The sequence below is a fragment of the Thauera sp. K11 genome (assembly GCF_002354895.1).
GTDB classification, from domain to species: domain Bacteria; phylum Pseudomonadota; class Gammaproteobacteria; order Burkholderiales; family Rhodocyclaceae; genus Thauera; species Thauera sinica.
Genome location: NZ_CP023439.1, coordinates 2,046,485 through 2,065,977, shown reverse-complemented (window position 1 = coordinate 2,065,977; position 19,493 = coordinate 2,046,485). Strand labels below are relative to the sequence as shown.

Genomic DNA, 19,493 nt, shown 5'->3' with positions numbered 1-19,493 from the left:
AGCCCTGCGCATGAGCCCCTCCATCCGCAGGGCGGAGGCCGAGCTGCAGTCCCTGGAAGCGGAGGCGAGGCTGGCCGACGCGGCGCTCAAGCCGCGCCTGGTCGCCTCGTTCGAACATCAGCGCGGCGCCTATTACGACGGCGACCCGGACCACGCCACTCGCATCATGGTGGTGCTGAAGACGGAGTTCGGCGCCGGCCTGTCGTCGTGGTCCAACCGTTCCGCGGCCTACACGCGGCTGCAGGCGGAGAAGGAAGAGATCGAATCCCTGCGCCTCAGGACGCGGGAGCAGATCGAGCGCGACATCGCCAACCTGAAGAGCCTGCGGTCCCGCGAGAAGACGCTGGCCGGGGCCGTGACGGAAAACGAAAAGCTGCGCGAATCCTACGATCGCCAGTACCTGACCGGGCGCAAGTCCTGGCTGGAAGTCATGAACGTGGCCCGCGAATCGGCCCAACTGGAAAACCAGCTCGGTGACGTCCGGGGGGCGCTGATCCTGACCTCCTGGCGCCTGGCGCTGCTGACCCGCGGGGTCGGCGAGATCGTCCAGGGAACGGAAACGAAGCCGGTCTGCGCGCAATCGTCGTCGCCATCCGGCGCATAAGGGAGACCGATACCCTGGACTTCTCCAGCAACAGCCGCTACTACAGCAGCGCCGGGAGCCTGCACGACCGCACGCTGGACGGCGTCGGCGTCCTGGTGGACCTGTCCGCCGGCCTGGGGCTCGGCAAGTACGACGCCGAAAATCTCATCATCAACGGCTCGTTCGAGGCCAACCGCACCGACGATGGAACCTTGACGCTTCTCGGCTGGACGAGCGATTCCGGCCAGATCGAGGTCTGGAACGGTTTCGGGACGGCCGCTAGCGATGGCAAGAGCCTGGTGGAACTCGACGCCGGCCTGGCCCTCGACAACCTCAAGCAGACCGTCTACACGCAGGCGGGCCAGACCTACACGCTCTCGTTCGACCTGTCGCAACGGGATTTCTGGGGATCGAGCAAGGACGGCGTGGAAGTCTGGTGGAACGGCGTTCCCCTGGGCAAGGCCGTCCCCGCCACGACGGCGTGGCAGCGCTTCGAATTCACCGTCACCGGTACCGGCAAGGCGGGCGGCGACGAACTCAAGCTGCAGGAATCGACAGCGGAAAACAATGGCCTCAGCAGCCTGCTCGACAACGTCAGCCTGGTGGTGGCCAGGAACCTGATCGTCAACGGCTCGTTCGAATCCAACAGCGCCTACGCTGGAGATCTTGCGTTTCTGGGAAACAACGACGTTCCCGGCTGGACGAGCGATTCCGGCGTGATCGAGGTCTGGAAGAATTTCGGGGTGGCCGCCAGCGACGGATACAGCCTGATCGAACTCGATGCCAGCATGGGCATCGACAACCTCAAGCAGACGGTCCACACGCAGGCCGGCCGGACCTACAGACTTTCGTTCGACCTGTCGCAGCGGAATTTCGCCGGATCGAGCAAGGACGGCGTGGAAGTCTGGTGGAACGGCGCTCTGCTGGGCAAGGCCGTCCCCGACAAGGCAGCGTGGCAGCGCTTCGAATTCATCGTCACCGGCACCGGCAAGGCGGGTGGCGACGAACTCAAGCTGCAGGAATCGGCCACGGAAAACAACGGCATCAGCAGCTTCCTGGACAACGTCACCCCCGGCGACGACATTCTGATCGGCACGCCCGGCAGCGACCTGATCAACGGTGGGGAAGGAACCGACCTTCTGTCCGGCAAGGGCGGAGACGACATCTATGTGTTCGACAGCGTGACGGGCAAGGAATGGATTGCGATGGACAGCCCTTCGAACCAGCGCGGGGACGTCCTGGAATTTTCGGCGGCGAGTGGAATCACGCTGGACAGCGTGCGGCTTCAAAAGGGGCACGCTTCAACGCACTCTGGAGCCTGGCTGGAAATCCGGATCATGGATGCCCAGGGCAGCTTCGATACCAACATGGTGGTGCTGGAGGGCTTCTTCGAGTCGCCGATCCGCGAAGTGCGGTTTGCGGACGGCCACACGCTGTCGGCGGCGGACCTGTTCAGCATGGCGGGCGTGGCGCCGATCCCCTCGGTTTCGGGGCGATTCAAGCGCTACGACGATGACGGGAAGCTGACGGATATCTCCCTGGAAACCGGGTTCCTCACCAACGAGCGCTACCAGACCCTGATGGGCTACCTGGATACGCCCCTGAAGGATGGGGATCGCGTCATGCTCAGCGTCAACGGGCGGGACTGGATCGAGGCCGACGTCATTCCCGAATTCGCCGGCGTGGGAGACAAGCCCGCCTTTGTCGCAACGGTTCCATTGAAGAGCTATGCAAACCAGATCCTGGTGCTCGGGGTCAACGCGGACGGAGTTGCGGGCGAGACGGTCGCCATTCCCTACACGCTGGATGCAACGGCCCCCGCCAAGCCCGAAGTGGCCTGGCTGGTTTTCTACCATGACTATCCCGCGCCGCAGGGATACACCACGCTGTTCATCAGCGGAGCGACAGAGGCCGGGACCACGATCAAGGTTTACGGAAACACCACCATCGTGCCGGGCAGCACGGCTTCCTTCGACCATTTGCTGGCAAGCACGGTCCCCTGGAGAGACGACCCCAATGAGGAAGGTGTCAACTGGCTCATACAGGCGCTGGTGCCGGCCGGCCAGGGAAATCTGGCCATATCCGTGCTTGCCGTCGATGCGGCGGGCAATGTCAGCCAGCGTACCGTCCTAGATCTGGCCGGTGCGGCCCGGACCGGCGTGGACTCGAACTCCCGCTGGCAGCCCTTGATGAATATCATGCTGAAGGACTACAACGACAACCGGCCAATACCGGACGAGATGAAGTACGACATCGTCGCGGGATTGCTCAACGGGACGCTCAGCTCCGCCGACGTGGATGAAATCAGGCTCAGCCGCGTATCCCCTGTCACCAAGGCATTCATCAACCAGACGGTGCAGCTCATGGGATACATGAGCATGCAGAACTACAACGCGGGTGATATCTGGAAAGAGTGGGATCGCCAGAAGCTGCTGGACGTGGCGTCCAGTTCCAGTTCGTGGAGCGTCGAGGCGTCCGCCGGGGCCCTGATGTGGAGCAACGTGGGGATGTTCGACATCCTCGACAAATATGGCGACGATCTGGGCAAGACGCCCCATGGCAACGGAAAGATCGATCGCGACGACATTCTCGGATGGGGGAGTGCTGAGCTGGCGCCGACGACCACCCGGGAGACGATCGAGCTTCTGAATGCGGCGGCCATTTCGTCGGTCATGCAGAAGGCCGGCGGCGTGGAGGGGCTGACCGACGATATCCTCGCTCACCCGGAGAATTATACGGGCGCCCAGAAGGCGGCACTGTTCTTCCACCTGTATGAAATCCAGAGCGGCATCCTGGCGCTTTATAAGACGGGCACCTGGGAGCGCGTCCTTCATCTCACCGAAGGATTCGCGAACAAGCCCGCCGGACACCTGGTCGCGCTGCGATCGGCAATGGACATCCTCACATCCGATCAGGGGACGCGGGACTATATCGATGAACACTATGCAGAGGAACTGCGCAATCTCGTCCATGGAGATCTCTACGTCGAACTGAGCAGGCATCTCGAAACGCTGGAGTCTCCGGGACATATAACGTCCATGCTCGACGGTGCCGGCAATATGGGCAAGACACTGCTCGAGTGGTCGGCGGAGATCAAGCAGGTTCGCGACATGCTGTTCCGGCCGGACGAGCCGATGGGCGCGTTGTCGGCCTTGCTCGGGGGGGCGGGCCTCTACGAATCCGTCATGCAGTACTACATCGACGAGATCGTGACGGCGAATTTCCTGAGGCGGCGGGTCAATGAGGGCGCCGACCTTGAAACGGCCATTGCGGAAATGGGCGCGGAAACTGCGGGGCTTCTTGCGGTGCTGGATTCCGCCAGTGTCAACGCCTATACGCCCCAGGCGCGGGACAATCTGGCGATCACCGTCAACGAGTTGCTCATCGGGCAACTCGACCAGCAGGTGCTGGATACCATTCTCCTGACCCCGGACGGCCGGATCGATTATGACAAGCTCGGCGATCTATATGACCAACTGGCCATATACAACCCGGATCTGTTGAACAGCGGCGGCACGAAGCTCAAGCAGGACGATATCTTCAAGGTAATCCAGACGGCCTGGGATCTAGCCGGGCGGAGTCCGCAGAAATTCGGCTCCGCGATAACCAAGTGGTTCAAGGACGTGCTGCAAGAGCCGGTCCCGCATCTGCCTTCCGCCTTCCAGCCGTCGGAGGTCTATTCCAAGGGCGCGATGCATGTGGCAGCGGCCATGCTGGGCGGCTTGAGTCTCGCCTTGAAAGGCGCTACGGGTCTCACGGATCCGAAAAAATGGGCGGTGGATGGGACCAAGGTTGCGAGCCTGATATTCGAAGGTTCGGCCTCTTGGGGAAAGGGATTGCAGGCCAGTGGCGACTTCGTGAAACTGGGAAAAGTCGGGTGGGAGCGGATAGGCGCGGCTGCAAAGGGCCTTGGCGGCTTGGCTGGCGTCGTCGGCGGCGTCTTCGGGATCATCGACGGTGTGCAATCACTGCATTTGGACCCGGTCGGAAGCGGGTTCAAGATCACCAGCAGTGTCCTGGGCCTGGTCAGCGGCCTGAGTTCGGTGGTCGAGGCCAGCGCCGCCATTATCGGCTCTTTCTCTTTCGTCGTCGCCGGCTCCACCGCCGCCATGGCCGCCACGGCGGTCGCGACAGTCGCATCCATCGTCGGAACTGTCTTCGGCGTAGCCGGCGGAGTGCTTGCGGTTGGAGGGAACCTTGCCAGCATCATCATGGAATTGATCAACCGTAACAAGCAGGAAGCAGCAGACAGGGCCAACACGGGGTATTTGAAATATCTGATGGACGAAATGGGCGCATACGGGCTGTCGACCGGCCAGACCGCGACGCTGGAAGCCAGTACGGGCGACCTGTTCATGAATGCCGGCGAACAAGAGATTTCGCTCAAGCTGAGAATAAAAACCGATGGGTTCTATCGTGCCGGCGACTACGTGGTCCTTGTTCCGAAGCCTGTCTATTATTTCGGACCCTACGACAGATACTTCTACGCGGACGGCAGCGGCCTCGTCCCCGTAGGGGGCGAACTCCCGGTGATCAATCCGGCAACGATCTACGCCCAGCACAAGATAACGGAGAGCGAAGCCAAGAGCGGGATCGTCGTCCTGACGATCCCGAGAGGGTTTGCGGGGATGGGCGAAGGGACGCTTTCCCTGACGGCCCAGGTATTTTCCGGGGCCGAGATCGACCGGAACGACAAGCCGAACACCGATGTGACGATCGACTGGCTCTCGTATACGTCCTATGCCATGAGCAACGAGGTGAAGCTGGTGATGGACTTCACCGCGCCGTCGACGCCGGTGGTGACGCAAAAACAGGTTTCCGGCGCGGCCCAGAGCGACGGCAAGGTCGAGCCCGGCAAGATTTCCGCCGAGGGCACGGGCGAGGCGGGCAGCATCATCCACCTGATGCATGGCGAAACGTTGATTGCGAAAACCACGGTGGGCAGCGATGGCCGCTGGGCGTTTTCCCCGACGGCCTTGAGCGCACGCGAGTATTCGGGATCGATCTACGTCGTGGCGGTCGATGCTGCCGGAAACTTGAGCGAGAAGGTCTCGCTGCCCGGGGCAGGGCGGCAGGACCTGCTCGTGGACGGAAATCCCCAGCCCGGCAGCGACACGACGACCGGCACGATCCTGACGGTGAAGGGCAAGATATACGATCTGGTGATCGACGCTTACCAGTTCGAGGTGAACGGCAGCGACGGCATCGAGATGTATTGGAACGGCGCGCGGGTTGCCGATTTCGTGCCGGTCAAGCTCGACGCAGACGGTGAGCGTTCTTCGCTGCAGCGCTTCGTGGTCAGCGTGATCGGCACGGGCGGAACGGATCAGCTCCAGGCAAAGACGCCAGCCGGCATGGACGGAAAGGCGAACGCCCGCATTGAATCCATCTCCGCCTACGAGTCCTGGGGCGTGACGCAACTGGCAGGCGATTCCGGAGACAACGTGCTGTTCGGCAACGACGGTCCGAACATGCTCTACGGCTTCGATGGCAACGACACGCTCGACGGCGTGTCCGGGAGCGATCTGCTGGTCGGCGGTGCGGGCGACGATACCTACATCGCCGGCATGGGAGGCGGCCGGACCCTCATCGTGGAACGCCATCAGGCGGGCCAGCCGGAGCATGACGTCCTCCGGCTGGAAGGCGTGGATGCGGCGGACATCAGCGAGGTCTGGTTCAGCAAGGTGGGTACTGATCTGCAGATCAGTTTTTACGACCGCGAGGACACGATCACCATCGACGGCTGGTATGCGTCGCCGGCGAACCGGGTAGAGACGATCTCCGCCGGTACGTTCAGCATTTCTTCGGACAATGTGATCCGGTTGGCCGGCGCAATGGCGGCCTACGATCTTCCGTCGGAGCAGGACAGCGATGCCGCCGCCAAGATTCGCTCGGCGCTGGATGACGCCTACAGGGCTTTCTGGGCGCTTCCGCAAACGCAGGCACTGAACAGTTGGAAGGTCGGAACCGATGGTTCGGATACGCTGACTGGCGGCGCCGGGGCCGACAGGCTGAACGGGAAGCTCGGCAACGACACGCTGACCGGCGGCGGCGGTGCGGACACCTTCATTTTCGATACCGCCCTGGGCAGCAACAACGTCGATACGATCGCCGACTTCAACATGGCCGAAAAGGATTCGATCGTCCTGGACAGCGCGATTTTCACCCGGCTGGCCCTAGGAAAGCTGTCGGGCTTCAATTTCCGCCTGGCATCGGCAGCGCCAAACGGGGGGGACGATTACATCGTGTTCGATCACGAGAGCAAGAGTCTCTATTACAACGAGCAGGGAGGAGCCGGGAACGGCGTGCTGTTTGCCCAGATCCCGAATCTGTCGTCGGCATACGTGGGTGCTTTCAATCCATCGAACGTCGATTTCAGGGTGATCTGATCAGCAACCGCAGCGGGAAACGCCCGGCCCCGGCCGGCGTTTCCCGCACCGCCACCGCATGGCCGCGATCCGGCCGGGGAGATTCTCGCCCCGGCCGATTTTCTTGCTGCTGGCAAGAGCGTGTACCTGAGCAAGACCAAGCCGCCGCTGGACTTTGTGAAGATGCCGAGCACGTTGTGACGGATACGCTTTTCCAACGTTAGAAAATGCGTGGAGTGATACACTGCATGCACGTATTCACTAGGGGTTGACATGGCAACTTCGATTCGACTCGATCCTGCAATTGAGCAACGGCTCGACCACTTGGCGGCGGCCACTGGTCGCACCAAGGCGTTCTATCTGCGCGAACTGATTGCGAACGGCCTTGACGATCTTGAAGACCTGTACCTGGCCGAGCAGCGGCTGATCGACGTTCGCGCAGGCAAGTCCAAGACTTACACGCTGGATGAAGTGGAAAAACACCTTGGCTTGGCTGATTAAGTTCGACGAAGGCGCCGAGAAGGATCTAGCGCAGCTCGACAAACAGGTCGCTAGGCGCATTACTTCGTTCCTGCGCGAGCGCGTGGCGGTACTTGACGATCCTCGCAGTATCGGCGAAGCACTCAAGGGTTCGCGCCTCGGTGAATTCTGGAAGTACCGCGTGGGCGACTGTCGCATCATCGCGAGCATTGAGGACTGGGAGCTTCGCATCTTGGTCGTGAAGGTCGGAAACCGTCGTGAGGTGTACAGGCGGTAATGACAATACTGATGGACCCACGTGAGGCCCGTGCGAAAGAGAGCCTTGGGGCCACGCTTACAAAGAAGCCCCGAGCAGGTGCTGATCGGGGAGGAAAAGCAGGCGTTCATTCCACTAACGCTGTAACTGGACGCATCATTTCTAATCAAGCCCTTAGCGACAGGTGGTCACAGATTTAGTGGAGGCTATTTATCGTAATCATGTAACTCTCGCGACGTTTTACGTAAGAATGTAGATCCGATCCCCAGAACGGCTTTAAGTAGGCGCCGGCCCCGTGCCGTCTTACCTCCAGCTTGGCCGTCGCTGACTATCAGCCCCTCGGAGTGAGCACCCACCTTTGTGCCCACAATGAATTGCACGGGCACAAGAGTGGACCAACGCCCGCGTCGCGGTACCCGTTGGCCGTACCGCCGCCACACCATTGAGCTAAAACGCGCCGTCGTCGAGCAGTCGCGGCAGCCAGGTGCCTCCGTGTCGCGGCTTGCGCACCCCCACGACATCAACGCCAAGCAGATATTCGCGTGGCGCAAGGGCCAGCACGAAGGTCGCTTGGGCGTGGCTGCGTTCGTGCCGATCATCCACACCGACACCGATGCGTTGGACGCGCCCGAGATGCTCGATGCCCCAGCGGCCGCGCTCGGTCGGCTGACGATCGAGGCAAGGGCGCACGGCTCACCGTCGAAGGAGGTCTCGACGGCACGTCCCAGCGCGGCTTCATGCTGTGCTACTGCTGCGACGAGCGTCCCGCATTACGGCAAGCGAATCTGTACCGCGGCCGGCATTATCGACATGCGGCGCGGCTTCGATGGGCTCGCTGCGCTCGCTCAGACACCATTCGAGACCGATCCCTTTAGCGGCCACATCGTCGCGTTCAATCGTGTTTCGGGGCCTAGCGCGGAAACCGGATCAGGGTGTTGCGGTGGAATGGCGACGGATTCACGCGGGATGCGACCGTGCACCGGCGATCTGTAACTTGATCGGCGGGGCCAACCTCAACGAGGCTGACTCCGAGGCCTCCCGAGTTCGACAGTTACGCTCGCAAGTGCTTGTTTTTGCTAGAGCACACTTTAAAAAATGCCACTACAACAGCGCCAACTGCTCCGGCGCCGCTGGTTTTTCTACCCCCAATGCATGAAGCACCTCGTTCTGTTCCGTGCTGAGCGTCGACACTCCCGCCACCGGCTCGCCGCCGTTCAGACGCACCCGGTGATGCTGGATGCGCTGCAGTTGCTCGAGCGCCCGCTCGGGCGTGTAACCCGCGTCGGCCGCCTTGAGTCGGCTGCGCATCACCCGGTGCAGGATCCGCGCCATGAAGCAGATCGACGCATGCGCGCGAATCCGCTCGGGCAGGCGGTGATACACCGGGCCGATCTCGATCTCGGACTTGAGCACCTTGAAGCCGCGCTCGATGTCGGCGAGAGACTTGTAGCGCTGAATCACGCTCTGCGCGGCGAGGCCCTCGGCGTTTGTGACCAGCAGCAGCTTGCCGTCCATCATTTCGGCAAGACGCTTCGCCTTGTCGTCGATGTGGTAGCTGAAGAGCTCCTCACCCAGATCCACCTTGAGAATGCGCGACAGGTGCGCTTCGCTGACCGCATGGTAGAAGCGCGCCTTGGCGCCGCTATCCGAGAGTTTGCGCCCCCGGTGCTTCACGCCTTCGTCCTGCTCGGTGAGCTTGCCCGTCCATTGGTCCGCCTGGCGGATCAGCGCGTCGATACGCGCATTGCGCTGCTCGGTCTTCGTGGCTGCCGTCACCGGATCGTGCGCGACCACCAGCCGCAGGTCGTTCCAGGCGTGCTCCGAGATCACTTCCTGAGTGGCGGCTGCGCACTGTTGTTCGTGGAAGGGTTCGAGCAGATCGACGAACTCGTTGTAACGGCGGCCCGGCACCGCGACGATGAATTCGAGCGGCTTGCCGCTGGCGAGGCGCACGGCCTTCAGGGCTTCCAGATTATCCAGGCTGAGCAGCCCCCGGTCGGCGACCAGCACCAGGCGCTGCACCGACGGGAAGCGCTCGAGCACCTTGGAGAGCGTGGGCAACAGGGTCCGGGTCTCGGCCGTGTTGCCGTCGAACACCTCGTGGTAGATCGGCAGCCCCTCGGCGGTCTGCACCACGCCGAGCATGAACTGGCGGGCAATCAGCCCCTCCTTGGCCATGCCGTACTGGCGCACGTCGCCGGGCTGCTGGCTGAGTCCTTCGCTACGGATCGTGGTGAGGTCGTAGAACACCACCGACAGATCCTGGTCGATCAGCGGGCGCAGCAGCCCGGCGACCACGGCATCGACCTCGTCCTGATGGTCCATCAGCGCATCGAGGCTACGCAGCAACTGCTGGTGCGTCACCGCCTTCGGCCCAAAGTCGGGCAACGCCACCGTCTGCACCCAGCGCAGCACGCCGAGCTTGGACTCGGGGTCGCACAGGCGGTTGAGCACCATCAGGCGGATCAGCGCTTCCACGTCGGTGGTGCGGCGCGTGCGGCGAAACACCCGGCGCAGCCCGGAAAAGCCGAGCGATCTCCAAAGCTCGGTCAGCGCCCACACGTTACCGAGCGAGCGCGCGGACTCGAACGATACCGTGGGTGCCGGCGGCTTGGCGCCCATCGGTTCGCGACCGGTGATCTTCAGCAGGCCGTTGATCACCGCGTCGAGCGACCCATCGACCTGCTCGGCACGGCCGAGCGTGGCGACGGTGCGCTTCTTCACCCGTCCCGCTTCGTCGCGATAGGACTCGACGAGTTGGACGTAGCGGCGACCTCCGGAGGTGGTGAGCTTGACGTGCATGATGCCGCCACTTTAACCACCTATAAAGCCCCGTCAAGCTTAGGTAAGTCTGTTACAAACGTGCCACCACAGCACTTCTGCGGTCGCGGCCGTCAAACCCGCGCCGGCGCTGGAGGCACTTTCCGAAAAGGGGCGAAAATCGGGGTGAAGTGTCGAACCCCGGAGGCCTGCCTCCGGCATGTGATCGGCTGCAAGCCGATCGGGCTCCAGGGCGCAAACCTGATCTTCCAGGTGATATCAGCCGCCGGTATGAGCGCGGACCGATGATCCTGACCACTAACCAGAGCTCCGGTGCCTATAGCTGAGCCGGGAAAACTCGCCTATCCAGTTCGATTTGCTGACCGGCATGCACGCCTAGGGACCCCAGATCAATTGGCCTTTTGGGTGCGCTCACCCAAGCCAGCCGATTGAACCGACTACGATGATCGACTGTCCCGCTTCTACCACCATTATTTTCGAGGCCATTCTGGCCCCGAGCGCCCGTTTTCGGGCGCAGCGGGCGGATTTCGCCCATCAGTTCATCAAGGCGCGCCTCGCAAGATAGAGATTGGTCAAACCGATCAGCGAGAACACCTGTACGGCGTTCTTCGCAAATCCCCTTGTAACGCACCTTCGTGTAGCCGAACTTGCGCTTGATGACGCGAAAAACGTGCTCGACGCGCGCCCCGATCGAGGACATCTTGTGGTTGAAGCGCTTTTTCGCCTCGGTCAGCGGGTGCTGCTTGCTGGCCTTGAGCGAGACGCCCCAGAACAGGCCTGCCTTGCGGACCAGACGCTTGAGCTTGTTGTTCACGTAGCCCTTGTCGCCGAACACCGCCCGGTCATCTTCACGCACCTGGTGCGGCAACTGGTTGATGTCTGAGACGTTGGCTGGCGTCACGGATACGGTATGCACGAGCTGGCCGGCGACAATTAACCTGACCGGCCAAAGTAATTGACGCCAGGCAACGAGCCCGGAATTGACGTCGGCACCCACGTGAACTTTCATGCCGAAGTACCACTCGTTGCCCTTCTTGTCTCGGGGCCGCGCTTCTTGTCCCAATTCTTCGTCGAGGGCGGCGCATGGATGATCGTGGCGTCAACCATCGTGCCGCCCCTTGAGTCGTAGTCCGCGCTACTCGAGCGTGTCGTTGATGATGTTCACCATCTGCGAGGTCAGTGCGTGCTTCTCGAGCAGGTGGCAGACCTTGAGGATCGTCGTCTCGTCGGGCATCGCGTCGTCGGTCAGGCCAGCGGCGCATCGACTCGACCTCTTAGAGCGCATCCTCCATCGCCGGATCGGACAGCGCGTACCAATGCCGCATGAACTAGATCCGCAGCATCGCCGCAAGCGGCATCGGCGGACGCCCGCTTCGGCCCGTCGTCGGGTAGTGCGGCTCGATTACTGCCAGCAGAGCAGCCCAAGGCACAACCTTCTCCATCTAGGCCGGGAAGCGCTCCCCGCGCGTCTGCTTCTTCTGCCGTTCGAAAGCCAGCGAGGCGAAAGTCGTTTGCTTCATGGTGGCAGTGCGCCTCATGACCTCAGTATTTTGCCGGCTCCGAGTCGATCAGAGCTTCCCTAGACGCACCCCTCCCTCGAAAAACAAGGGTGAATCCCCCACCGCAGGCCATAAATGGGCTCAGGAGGTTCTGGTTGTCGAGTTGCCCCAGTGCCGCACGGGCTTCGTCCTCCCGAACCATGAGCAGATCTGCGCGCCTGAGTAGATCCTGTTGTGTCACAGCAGAACTACCACGATAGCGAGACTACGCGTGCCCACAGCGCGAGCATTGCCGTAGCCGTCTTATCTCGCGACCAAGTACAAAAATCTATTAAAAACAAAACGTTAATAATTAAAACCTTAGCAAGATTGCCGAAAGGTGAAAAAACACTCCTTGTGTGTATCACCTTCAGCCGAGAGCAGCAAAGTGAAAAATAATCCGGAAGATTTTCACTTTGCTATCAATCTTTTGAACGCGCGAGATTTTGTAGTAAATTCCATCGTATCGCAGATACGAAAACTGTAGCTACAAAGTGAGTCGTCAGCGTCTCCGGAAGTCACCTTTCCGAAAAGGCGAGGAAGGGTAGGAAAGCGCTTTAATTTACACACGCCAATTCAAGTGCATTGAAAACTTTTTAAAAAATACCTTAATTATTGAATTCGCTTTTATCTTTCGATGTAAATAAGCAAGCTCTTTATAAAAATTGCATGAAAGAAACTAAACCGCTCTGGCCGGCGTACGAACATGAAGACGCGTGAAAATCCACTAGGCAGACAATTGCCCTGTCTACTGAGAACTGGGAATGAAGATCTAGATGCTTGGCCCACTCCAGATGATGGGGTTCTCACAGAGTTCGATCGAAAAAAATATCTGATGAGAAAAGAAGCCGTAAGACTATACCTCGCAGGCTACGGCGATAGCTTAATTCGAGAAAAATGCGAGATCGGACTAAAACAGACGTACCGATTGATCACAGAGCGATGCCTTAAGACCCATCCCGATGGTCGCATATATGGATTCCGGGGGTTAATACCGAAACTAAGAATTAAACCTTACAAGCGAAAGCGAAAAGTAAAAGTCAACGAATTTGGTGGAGGTGCTGTCGGTGCGATGGGCCTGGTTCTTGATTTGAATCCAGATCTACGTAGATCCTTCGATAAGAAGATATTGGAGTCCGCCAGTTCAAGCACCCTCTCTCTGATAAGAAAGCCGCGCCAAGCTCTATGGAAGTGGTTCTTAGATCGCCTGCGAGACTTAGGCTATGAGGTTAGGGGCGAGTGGCCGTTTAATACAATCACTAATGGATATAATTCCGTATGCCGATACATCGATCTCGTTTACAAATTAAATCCAAAAATGGCCGCGCGAGCCATTGGTGGCAAAAACCTTGAAAGAAAGTTGATTACTGGGGATGGCGTGGACCGTCCCGTAAAGAGGGTGCTGCAGCGGGTAGAGATGGACGCCCATAAACTAGATGGGCGATTCTGTGTATTGATGCCCAATGGTGATGGCGAGCATGTGCCGCGAATCGTCCACAGGTTATGGGTAATCGTAATTTTGGATGTTGAATCACGAGCCGTTCTGGGATACCACTTTGCATTAGGAAAAGAGGTTTCTAAGACTGATGTCCTTAGAGCGATTAAATCTGCTCTGACTCGATGGCGGCGACGAATATTATCTCCCGGCCTCGAACATATCTATTGGGATGATGCTAATTTTCCTTCAGGGATGTCGGACAGATATGTTGGCATGTGCTGGGACGAAACGAGCGTTGACGGCGCTCTCGCCGAGACGTGCAAAAGCGTAGAACAGTTTCTAAGGGATGTCGTAAATTCGAGATTAATTTCGCCAAAGGAGGGATTTGCCTCCCGGCGAGGCCTGGATGAGCGGCCATTTATTGAAACATTCTTTCGAGTTCTTGCAGGCGGCGGATTGCACAAAATGTCAAATACCACAGGCTCAAAACCCAAGGATCGTAAGGGGCGGGAGCCGGAGGAAGTTGCATTGAATAGTCAGTTTCAACTTGAGTATGCGGAGGACTTAATTGATGTCTTGATTGCGAATTATAATGCAACGCCCCATACCAGTCTTGGGTATCGCACTCCATTGCAGTTTCTCGAGTATGCAACTAATCGCCCTGACTTCTCTTTTCGATACGCAGACCCCGAGCAGGTTAGCCTCCTGCTAAGCTTAAGAAAAAAATGCAAAGTGCAGGGCGGCGTCCAAGAAGGAAGAGCGCCTTATGTGAATTTCGAGAACGCCAGGTATACAAACGAGATACTTTCGCAGCGTTTTGACCTAGCGGGGAAATATATAGACGTGATCAATCATGAAGAGAATGACGCGAGAATCGCACTAGCCTCCACGTCGGACGGACAAAGCCTCGGCGTTCTTCGTGCTGGTCCGCCATGGCATAGATTCCCCCATAGCTTGCGAATTAGGGCCGCCATTAAAGGCATGATAAGGAAGAAAATGTTCTACGTGGCATCAGGCACCGATGCGACCGAGGCGTTTGTGGAATATTGCGAATCTCAGTCCAATAAAAAACTTCCGCCACATCCATCTTACCTCGAATTTCGCAGAATAATCGCGAACTCGGAGCGGAACGAATCCGAAGAACTCCTCAGGGTTGCGCTAGATACCATTAGCTCGAGCGATGAGGCGGAAATTGGTCGAAGAGATCAAGCCATCGGTGGAAAGGATTCTGATAGCGAGGTGAATGAGTGCTCTCAAGGAAGTTCCCCTCGACGCCGAAAAGCAGCATCGAGTTAAGGAACCTCTGATCAATCCATGTTCTGAGCGCGCTCACCCAGGCCAACCGTTTCCACTAATCCCGATGATCGATATCTCCGCTTCCACTGCTTCTTTTCGAGGCGTTTCTGGCCGCGAGCGCCCGTTTTCGGGCGCAGCGGGCAGATTTCGCCTATCAACTCGTCAAGGCGCGCCTCGCAAGATAGAGATCGGTCAAACCGAACGGCGAGACCCCACGCGCGGCGTTTTTTGCGATCCCCTTGTAGCCCCCTTCGTGTAGGGGAACTGGCGCTTGATGACGCGAAACACGTGCTCGACGCGCGCGCGGATCGAAGACATGTTGTGGTTGAAGCGCTTGTTCGCCTCTGTCAACGGGCGCTGCTTGCTGGCCGTGAACGACGCGGTCCAGAACAGGCCCGCCTCGCGCACCAAGTGCGGCAACTGGTTGATGTCCGAGACGTTGGCGGGCATCACCGAAACAGTATGCACGCGTCCGGAATCGAGGTGGGCCCCTGCGCGGACCTTCATGCTGAAGCACCGCTGGTTGACCTTCTTGGTTTGATGCATCTCGGGGTCGGCGTGGAATGACCGCGGAGTGACACCCCGTGGCTCAAATACGCTCATAAGGGCATGGCACGCATACGTGAGAGGTCCTCTCCCCGTATGAGGTAGCCAGAACCAGATCTATTCGTCATTGAACAGAAAGCATGAGAAGCGGTAGGTGTCTGTCTCGCGGAGTAATTTTCGTCGGCACCTATTGGATATTGCTGCCTTCGAATCAACAAGGAGCTTTATCGATGGATAGCCAAGAAGGACTCGACGTCGACGATCGCCATCCTGTCCTACGTGGCGAGTACGCTATATTCACAGCTCCGATAGACGAAATGATTCAAACGATTGGAAATTGGATCGACCTTAGAGTAACCGGTGGATATATTTATGGCCCATCTCGTTACGGAAAATCTAAAACTATAAAGTGGTTCCTTTTCTCTCTCCTAGAAGAAAGATTTGGGACAAGAGTGCCTCTCGTTGTTTGGATTCGCCGTGATTCGTCGATCACTGAAAGAGAGTTTTGGAATGATCTTCTTGAGGCTGCTAATTATGAATTCTATGACCCACTAAAACCGAAGAGTCGAACAGTTGGCCGCTATCTCTTTACAGAAAGACTTTATACTATGGCTTTGTCATCTAGGAGGAGTTTCGTTACTCTTCTAATAGACGAAGCGCATGAGGTAACGCTAAAGGAATGGAAGTGGCTTCTCGGACTACAGAATGCTCTCGATGCCAGAGGCGTTCGTCTTTGCGTTATATCAATAGGCTCACATGGCATTTTATTTCAACCTAACTACCTAGCCAGAACGGGCAATGCACACATTACTGCTCGATTTTTCTCTCAAGACATGCGTTTTCGAGGATTGAGGTCGAGTAAAGAACTCGAGTTTGTTCTCAATGGCTACGACCTTGATTCTGAGTGGCCTGCAGAGAGTGGAATAACTTACCTACAATATTTTGCGCCTGATTATTTCAAAAAAGGGAAAAGGCTTGCCGCTTATTCGACTGATATCTGGGACGCGTTTGTCAAACTAACCCCAGACGACGTAAAGAAACAGAAGGACTACAAACCAGAAATAGGCATGAAACATGTAGCTGAAACGGTAGAGACTATCCTTAGACGCTTACAAAATGGGGAAGATTGGGATGCATTAACGGAGAAGGGTGAGTTATTGAGAGTGGTTGCTAGCACTAAATTCACAGACTACATGCGAACCATTATGGCAAAACAGTAGTTGTCATGTCAATAATGAAAACTATATCAAAGGACAATAAAATAAATAACAGAAAAACCCCGCCATGCTTAAATTGGGGGAGGGGAAGACTTATATACTATCAATCATTTACTAGTTTCGCGGCGATCTTCTGCAATTTGAATTCCATCGGACCGAGAGAATTTAGAGAGTATTGGTTCATAACCACCGGCGTGAATATTTTGGAATGGAACAAAGCTGGATATAACAAGGAGCAAATCAAGCTTATAGCAAACGCCATTGATGAGCCTATTTCGATTGTTAAAACTGTTTTCTATGAGGCACTCTCGAACAGAAAATTTAGGCTTATAGAAGAAAAATTAAGAATAATCGATTCTGTTCGATACTGTGAAAAGTGCTTGCAATTAGGTTATCACGGCCGGGTTCATGAAGATGCACTTATGGCGAAGTGTCCGGTGCATGGCGAAGATTTGAAAGTTACGTATAGCCCAAGGATCACTGGGGCGAAGTGGGACTGTGCGGTGCGAGCTTTAAGCGATGTATTCAGAGAATACTACGTTGATTGGCCTGGTTGCGTCTCAGGTGATTCTCTTCGAATTCAAAGAAGGTTATTTGCATCTCAGAGAAGATATTTCGAGTGGAAGCATTCAGTTTCATCTGAGATCGGGAGTTGGACTCCTTTGGACACAGAGGACTCTTATGAAAGCAGGGATTGCGTCGTTAACGAAATTGATTCACTCCTCGGTAGGCTGCAATGGATCAAGAGGCTTGATGCAAAATTTCTAGAATTCATGATCGCCGCACCACGTTCATTAAGCCCTAAGAGCTATAAGTTAAGCAAATCTTTATCGCGAGAGCTAACAAGCCTTCTTCAGAGAATCGATCTAAATATCTTGCTGGACATTCTCAATACCTCATACCTTATCGAAGAAATGAAATTCATTGGTGTCAAGAACGACATTCACGATGAGTATGAGGACATAATCACACATAGATCGGATAGGTGTGAGTGCGTTTGGAGAAGAGGGCGATATTCGCGCTGGACCAAGGTCCCAAAAGAGGAGGTCCGGTATAGCATTAACTATATTTGTCCGTATGTAGATGCTCGGGGCGAACTAGAATTGCGGTGGGGAAATCCGTTGATGTGCAGTATGTTCCGAGCGGGCATGGAAGCGTTTTCTTACTCTGCGAGCGTCCGTTGTTACGCAGAGATAGGTGTTTTCGACGTTGAATGGGTCAGTAGGGGTGCGATACGCAAGGTTGCCTTGGTTCGCCCTAGATTTACGCTTGAGCTTTCTGATTTTCTAACCTCAATACAGGTTGCTATATTTGAATCGTATTTATCTGATTTGAGGAGCTGGCTGAATCAGGCGGATGAGGGAAAGGATATTGATTTTGAAATCGGCGTTTTGCCAAGAGCCTTTCTGATAGAGAAGGATGGTTTGGTGGATGCGGTGCTGGTTTGGTGAGACCTGCTTGCTCTACTTGCATTCACTCAGTAGGCGTGGAGTTGACTGAACATTACTTATGGAAATCCGATCTATTCCGGGATGAGACGATACCAATCTCGTAAAGCGCAACGCCTTCATGGAGCAAAGCACGTTCGCCCTCTGGCATTCGAACGGAAAGGCAAGCAGACGCTTCGGGAGCGCTTCTTCGGTCATGCGGTGGGCGGCCCTGCTGGGGGTGCTCGAGCCGCACTCTTCGATGACTGGCTGAAAGGGGATGCCCGGCGGTGGGAGCAGATCGAGAGTGGTGGTTGGTTGCGTGCCTTATACCTTCCGAAGTCGCCCATCAGGGCCATGAGGGGGGCGGTTCTTCCCGCAGCAGATGCGTGTTGTGTTGAAATCGCTGTACCGTACGGTCGGTGGGAGGTTCTGAATCAAACGGCAGGCAGATTGAAAAGCGGCCGGCACACTCAATCAAGAGTGACCGACCGTCTTTCACACAAACGCACTCAGCCTGAGCGCTGCATTTCTATCGTCAGACCGCAAAGTCCTCCCGGTTCTTACCATCGAGCCAGCGCGGAGCGCGCCCACGGCCGGTCCAAGTTTCGCCGGTTTCCGGGTTGCGGTACTTGACTGCCACTGCTTTTCCAATGGACTTCTGCTTGCCGAAAAGCTCGTCAACCGTGAGGTCGAACGTGCCGATCAGGCTACGGGCATTCTGCAGTGCGTCCGCGCGCTCAGCCTTCTTGATCTGAGCGATCTGTTGTTCGAGGGCTTCTTTTTGAGCAAGGAGTTCTTGAAGGGACGTCATTATTCTCTCGTGGCGAGTCTGGAAAGGGTTACTCCGTTTCTGGAGTCGAGCGAGAGAATAACACGGCTTTTATCAAGCGGGGATGCGTTTGAACTTCCCGATAACGATTACCCAGACTTCCAGATCGTTTCTCTCCTTCAACGTTAAAGGCGGGTATTTTGGATGTCCCGCCAGAAGCATCACACTGCCAACCCTGATTGAAAGCCTCTTTACGAGCCGCTCGCCGTTCACAAAAGCCACGACGAGGTGACCGTGTACCGGTTTAATGCTTCGATCAACGACCAGAACATCGCCCTCGAAAATGTCCGCTTCTTGCATCGAATCGCCTTTGACGGTGAAGAAAAAGGTCGAGATCGGATTGCGGACGAGGTACTCCTTGATGTCCAGACGCTTCTGCGCGTAGTCCTCTGCGGGTGATGGAAAACCTGCGGAAACAGGCGTCGGCCCGGTCGGGATGAACATCGCCGGAGAGTCGAGCGCTGCCAAGAGGAACTCTTCGTTGATAGGGGAGGGACTCACGAACATCATTCTTTCTTGTTCTCGGGTGCCAGTGTAGGCACGTCTTCCGGGCCAGCAGCTTCAGATGGCCAGGGCGATCGGTAGGTCGCTCCAGGAGGTGGTGTAAGCGGGAGCTGTACTGCAATCGGTCAAAGTTGCGTGACGGACGCCCCGTGTCGGTCATCTATCGATGCCTCATCGGCGCGCGTGTTTCGTAAGCGTCCGCCCACTGCCGTCTTCCCCCCGGTGGT

The 19,493-nt window shown here is 57.1% G+C and carries 11 protein-coding genes and 2 pseudogenes; 8 read left to right on the top strand and 5 right to left on the bottom strand.

Going from position 1 to position 19,493, the window contains the following annotated elements; genetic code table 11:
- Positions 1-22 precede the first annotated feature (22 nt).
- The 5 genes from CCZ27_RS24720 to CCZ27_RS08980 all read left to right on the top strand — a co-directional run bounded on the left by CCZ27_RS24720 (position 23) and on the right by CCZ27_RS08980 (position 8,680).
- On the top strand, positions 23-604 hold the full coding sequence (locus CCZ27_RS24720; RefSeq protein ID WP_443081557.1) for a TolC family protein: 582 nt from the start codon (positions 23-25) through the stop codon (positions 602-604).
- A gap of 95 nt (positions 605-699) precedes the next feature.
- Positions 700-6,972, top strand: coding sequence for a type III effector HrpK domain-containing protein (locus CCZ27_RS08995; protein WP_157748511.1), 6,273 nt, complete (start codon positions 700-702; stop codon positions 6,970-6,972).
- 252 nt (positions 6,973-7,224) lie between these two features.
- Positions 7,225-7,452 (top strand): type II toxin-antitoxin system RelB family antitoxin, encoded by a 228-nt coding sequence (relB, locus tag CCZ27_RS08990; RefSeq protein WP_096447459.1) that lies wholly within the window; start codon positions 7,225-7,227, stop codon positions 7,450-7,452.
- The gene (locus CCZ27_RS08985) at positions 7,436-7,708 is read left to right on the top strand and encodes a type II toxin-antitoxin system RelE family toxin (RefSeq protein ID WP_096447457.1); all 273 of its coding nucleotides are present in this window, start codon (positions 7,436-7,438) and stop codon (positions 7,706-7,708) included. The genes relB and CCZ27_RS08985 overlap by 17 nt, the downstream gene beginning before the upstream one ends.
- 369 nt (positions 7,709-8,077) lie before the next feature.
- A complete protein-coding gene (locus CCZ27_RS08980) occupies positions 8,078-8,680 on the top strand; it encodes a transposase (protein ID WP_198363300.1) in 603 nt (200 codons plus the stop codon).
- Positions 8,681-8,788: 108 nt separating this feature from the next.
- Here the strand turns inward: CCZ27_RS08980 and CCZ27_RS08975 are convergent, their stop codons facing one another.
- The gene (locus CCZ27_RS08975) at positions 8,789-10,489 is read right to left on the bottom strand and encodes an IS1634 family transposase (protein ID WP_096447453.1); all 1,701 of its coding nucleotides are present in this window, start codon (positions 10,487-10,489) and stop codon (positions 8,789-8,791) included.
- Between the two features lie 513 nt (positions 10,490-11,002).
- Positions 11,003-11,988 (bottom strand): annotated as a pseudogene (locus CCZ27_RS08970) (IS5 family transposase).
- 724 nt (positions 11,989-12,712) lie between these two features.
- Here CCZ27_RS08970 and CCZ27_RS08965 point away from each other — a divergent pair.
- On the top strand, positions 12,713-14,740 hold the full coding sequence (locus tag CCZ27_RS08965) for a hypothetical protein (RefSeq protein WP_096452359.1): 2,028 nt from the start codon (positions 12,713-12,715) through the stop codon (positions 14,738-14,740).
- Between the two features lie 154 nt (positions 14,741-14,894).
- Here the strand turns inward: CCZ27_RS08965 and CCZ27_RS08960 are convergent.
- A pseudogene (locus tag CCZ27_RS08960) lies at positions 14,895-15,337 on the bottom strand (transposase); the annotation flags it as partial.
- Between the two features lie 179 nt (positions 15,338-15,516).
- Here CCZ27_RS08960 and CCZ27_RS08955 point away from each other — a divergent pair.
- On the top strand, positions 15,517-16,506 hold the full coding sequence (locus CCZ27_RS08955; RefSeq protein WP_157748510.1) for an ATP-binding protein: 990 nt from the start codon (positions 15,517-15,519) through the stop codon (positions 16,504-16,506).
- 5 nt (positions 16,507-16,511) lie between these two features.
- The gene (locus CCZ27_RS23470; protein ID WP_157748509.1) at positions 16,512-17,954 is read left to right on the top strand and encodes a hypothetical protein; all 1,443 of its coding nucleotides are present in this window, start codon (positions 16,512-16,514) and stop codon (positions 17,952-17,954) included.
- Positions 17,955-18,468: 514 nt separating this feature from the next.
- Here CCZ27_RS23470 and CCZ27_RS08950 read toward each other — a convergent pair.
- Together CCZ27_RS08950 and CCZ27_RS08945 are read right to left on the bottom strand one after the other, a co-directional pair.
- Positions 18,469-18,744 carry an H-NS histone family protein gene (locus tag CCZ27_RS08950; protein WP_012585333.1) on the bottom strand — a complete coding sequence of 92 codons (276 nt, stop codon included), beginning with the start codon at positions 18,742-18,744 and terminating at the stop codon, positions 18,469-18,471.
- A 72-nt stretch (positions 18,745-18,816) separates the two neighbouring features.
- The gene (locus CCZ27_RS08945; protein ID WP_096447449.1) at positions 18,817-19,272 is read right to left on the bottom strand and encodes a LexA family protein; all 456 of its coding nucleotides are present in this window, start codon (positions 19,270-19,272) and stop codon (positions 18,817-18,819) included.
- Positions 19,273-19,493: the final 221 nt, after the last annotated feature.

What these genes read in the sequence shown, in the direction of transcription:
- CCZ27_RS23470 (WP_157748509.1), top strand. Translation starts at nt 16,512, where the DNA reads ATGTCAATAATGAAAACTATATCAAAGGACAATAAAATAAATAACAGA.
- CCZ27_RS08965 (WP_096452359.1), top strand. Translation starts at nt 12,713, where the DNA reads ATGAAGACGCGTGAAAATCCACTAGGCAGACAATTGCCCTGTCTACTG.
- CCZ27_RS08975 (WP_096447453.1), bottom strand. Translation starts at nt 10,489, where the DNA reads ATGCACGTCAAGCTCACCACCTCCGGAGGTCGCCGCTACGTCCAACTC.
- CCZ27_RS08955 (WP_157748510.1), top strand. Translation starts at nt 15,517, where the DNA reads ATGGATAGCCAAGAAGGACTCGACGTCGACGATCGCCATCCTGTCCTA.
- relB (WP_096447459.1), top strand. Translation starts at nt 7,225, where the DNA reads ATGGCAACTTCGATTCGACTCGATCCTGCAATTGAGCAACGGCTCGAC.
- CCZ27_RS08945 (WP_096447449.1), bottom strand. Translation starts at nt 19,272, where the DNA reads ATGATGTTCGTGAGTCCCTCCCCTATCAACGAAGAGTTCCTCTTGGCA.
- CCZ27_RS08950 (WP_012585333.1), bottom strand. Translation starts at nt 18,744, where the DNA reads ATGACGTCCCTTCAAGAACTCCTTGCTCAAAAAGAAGCCCTCGAACAA.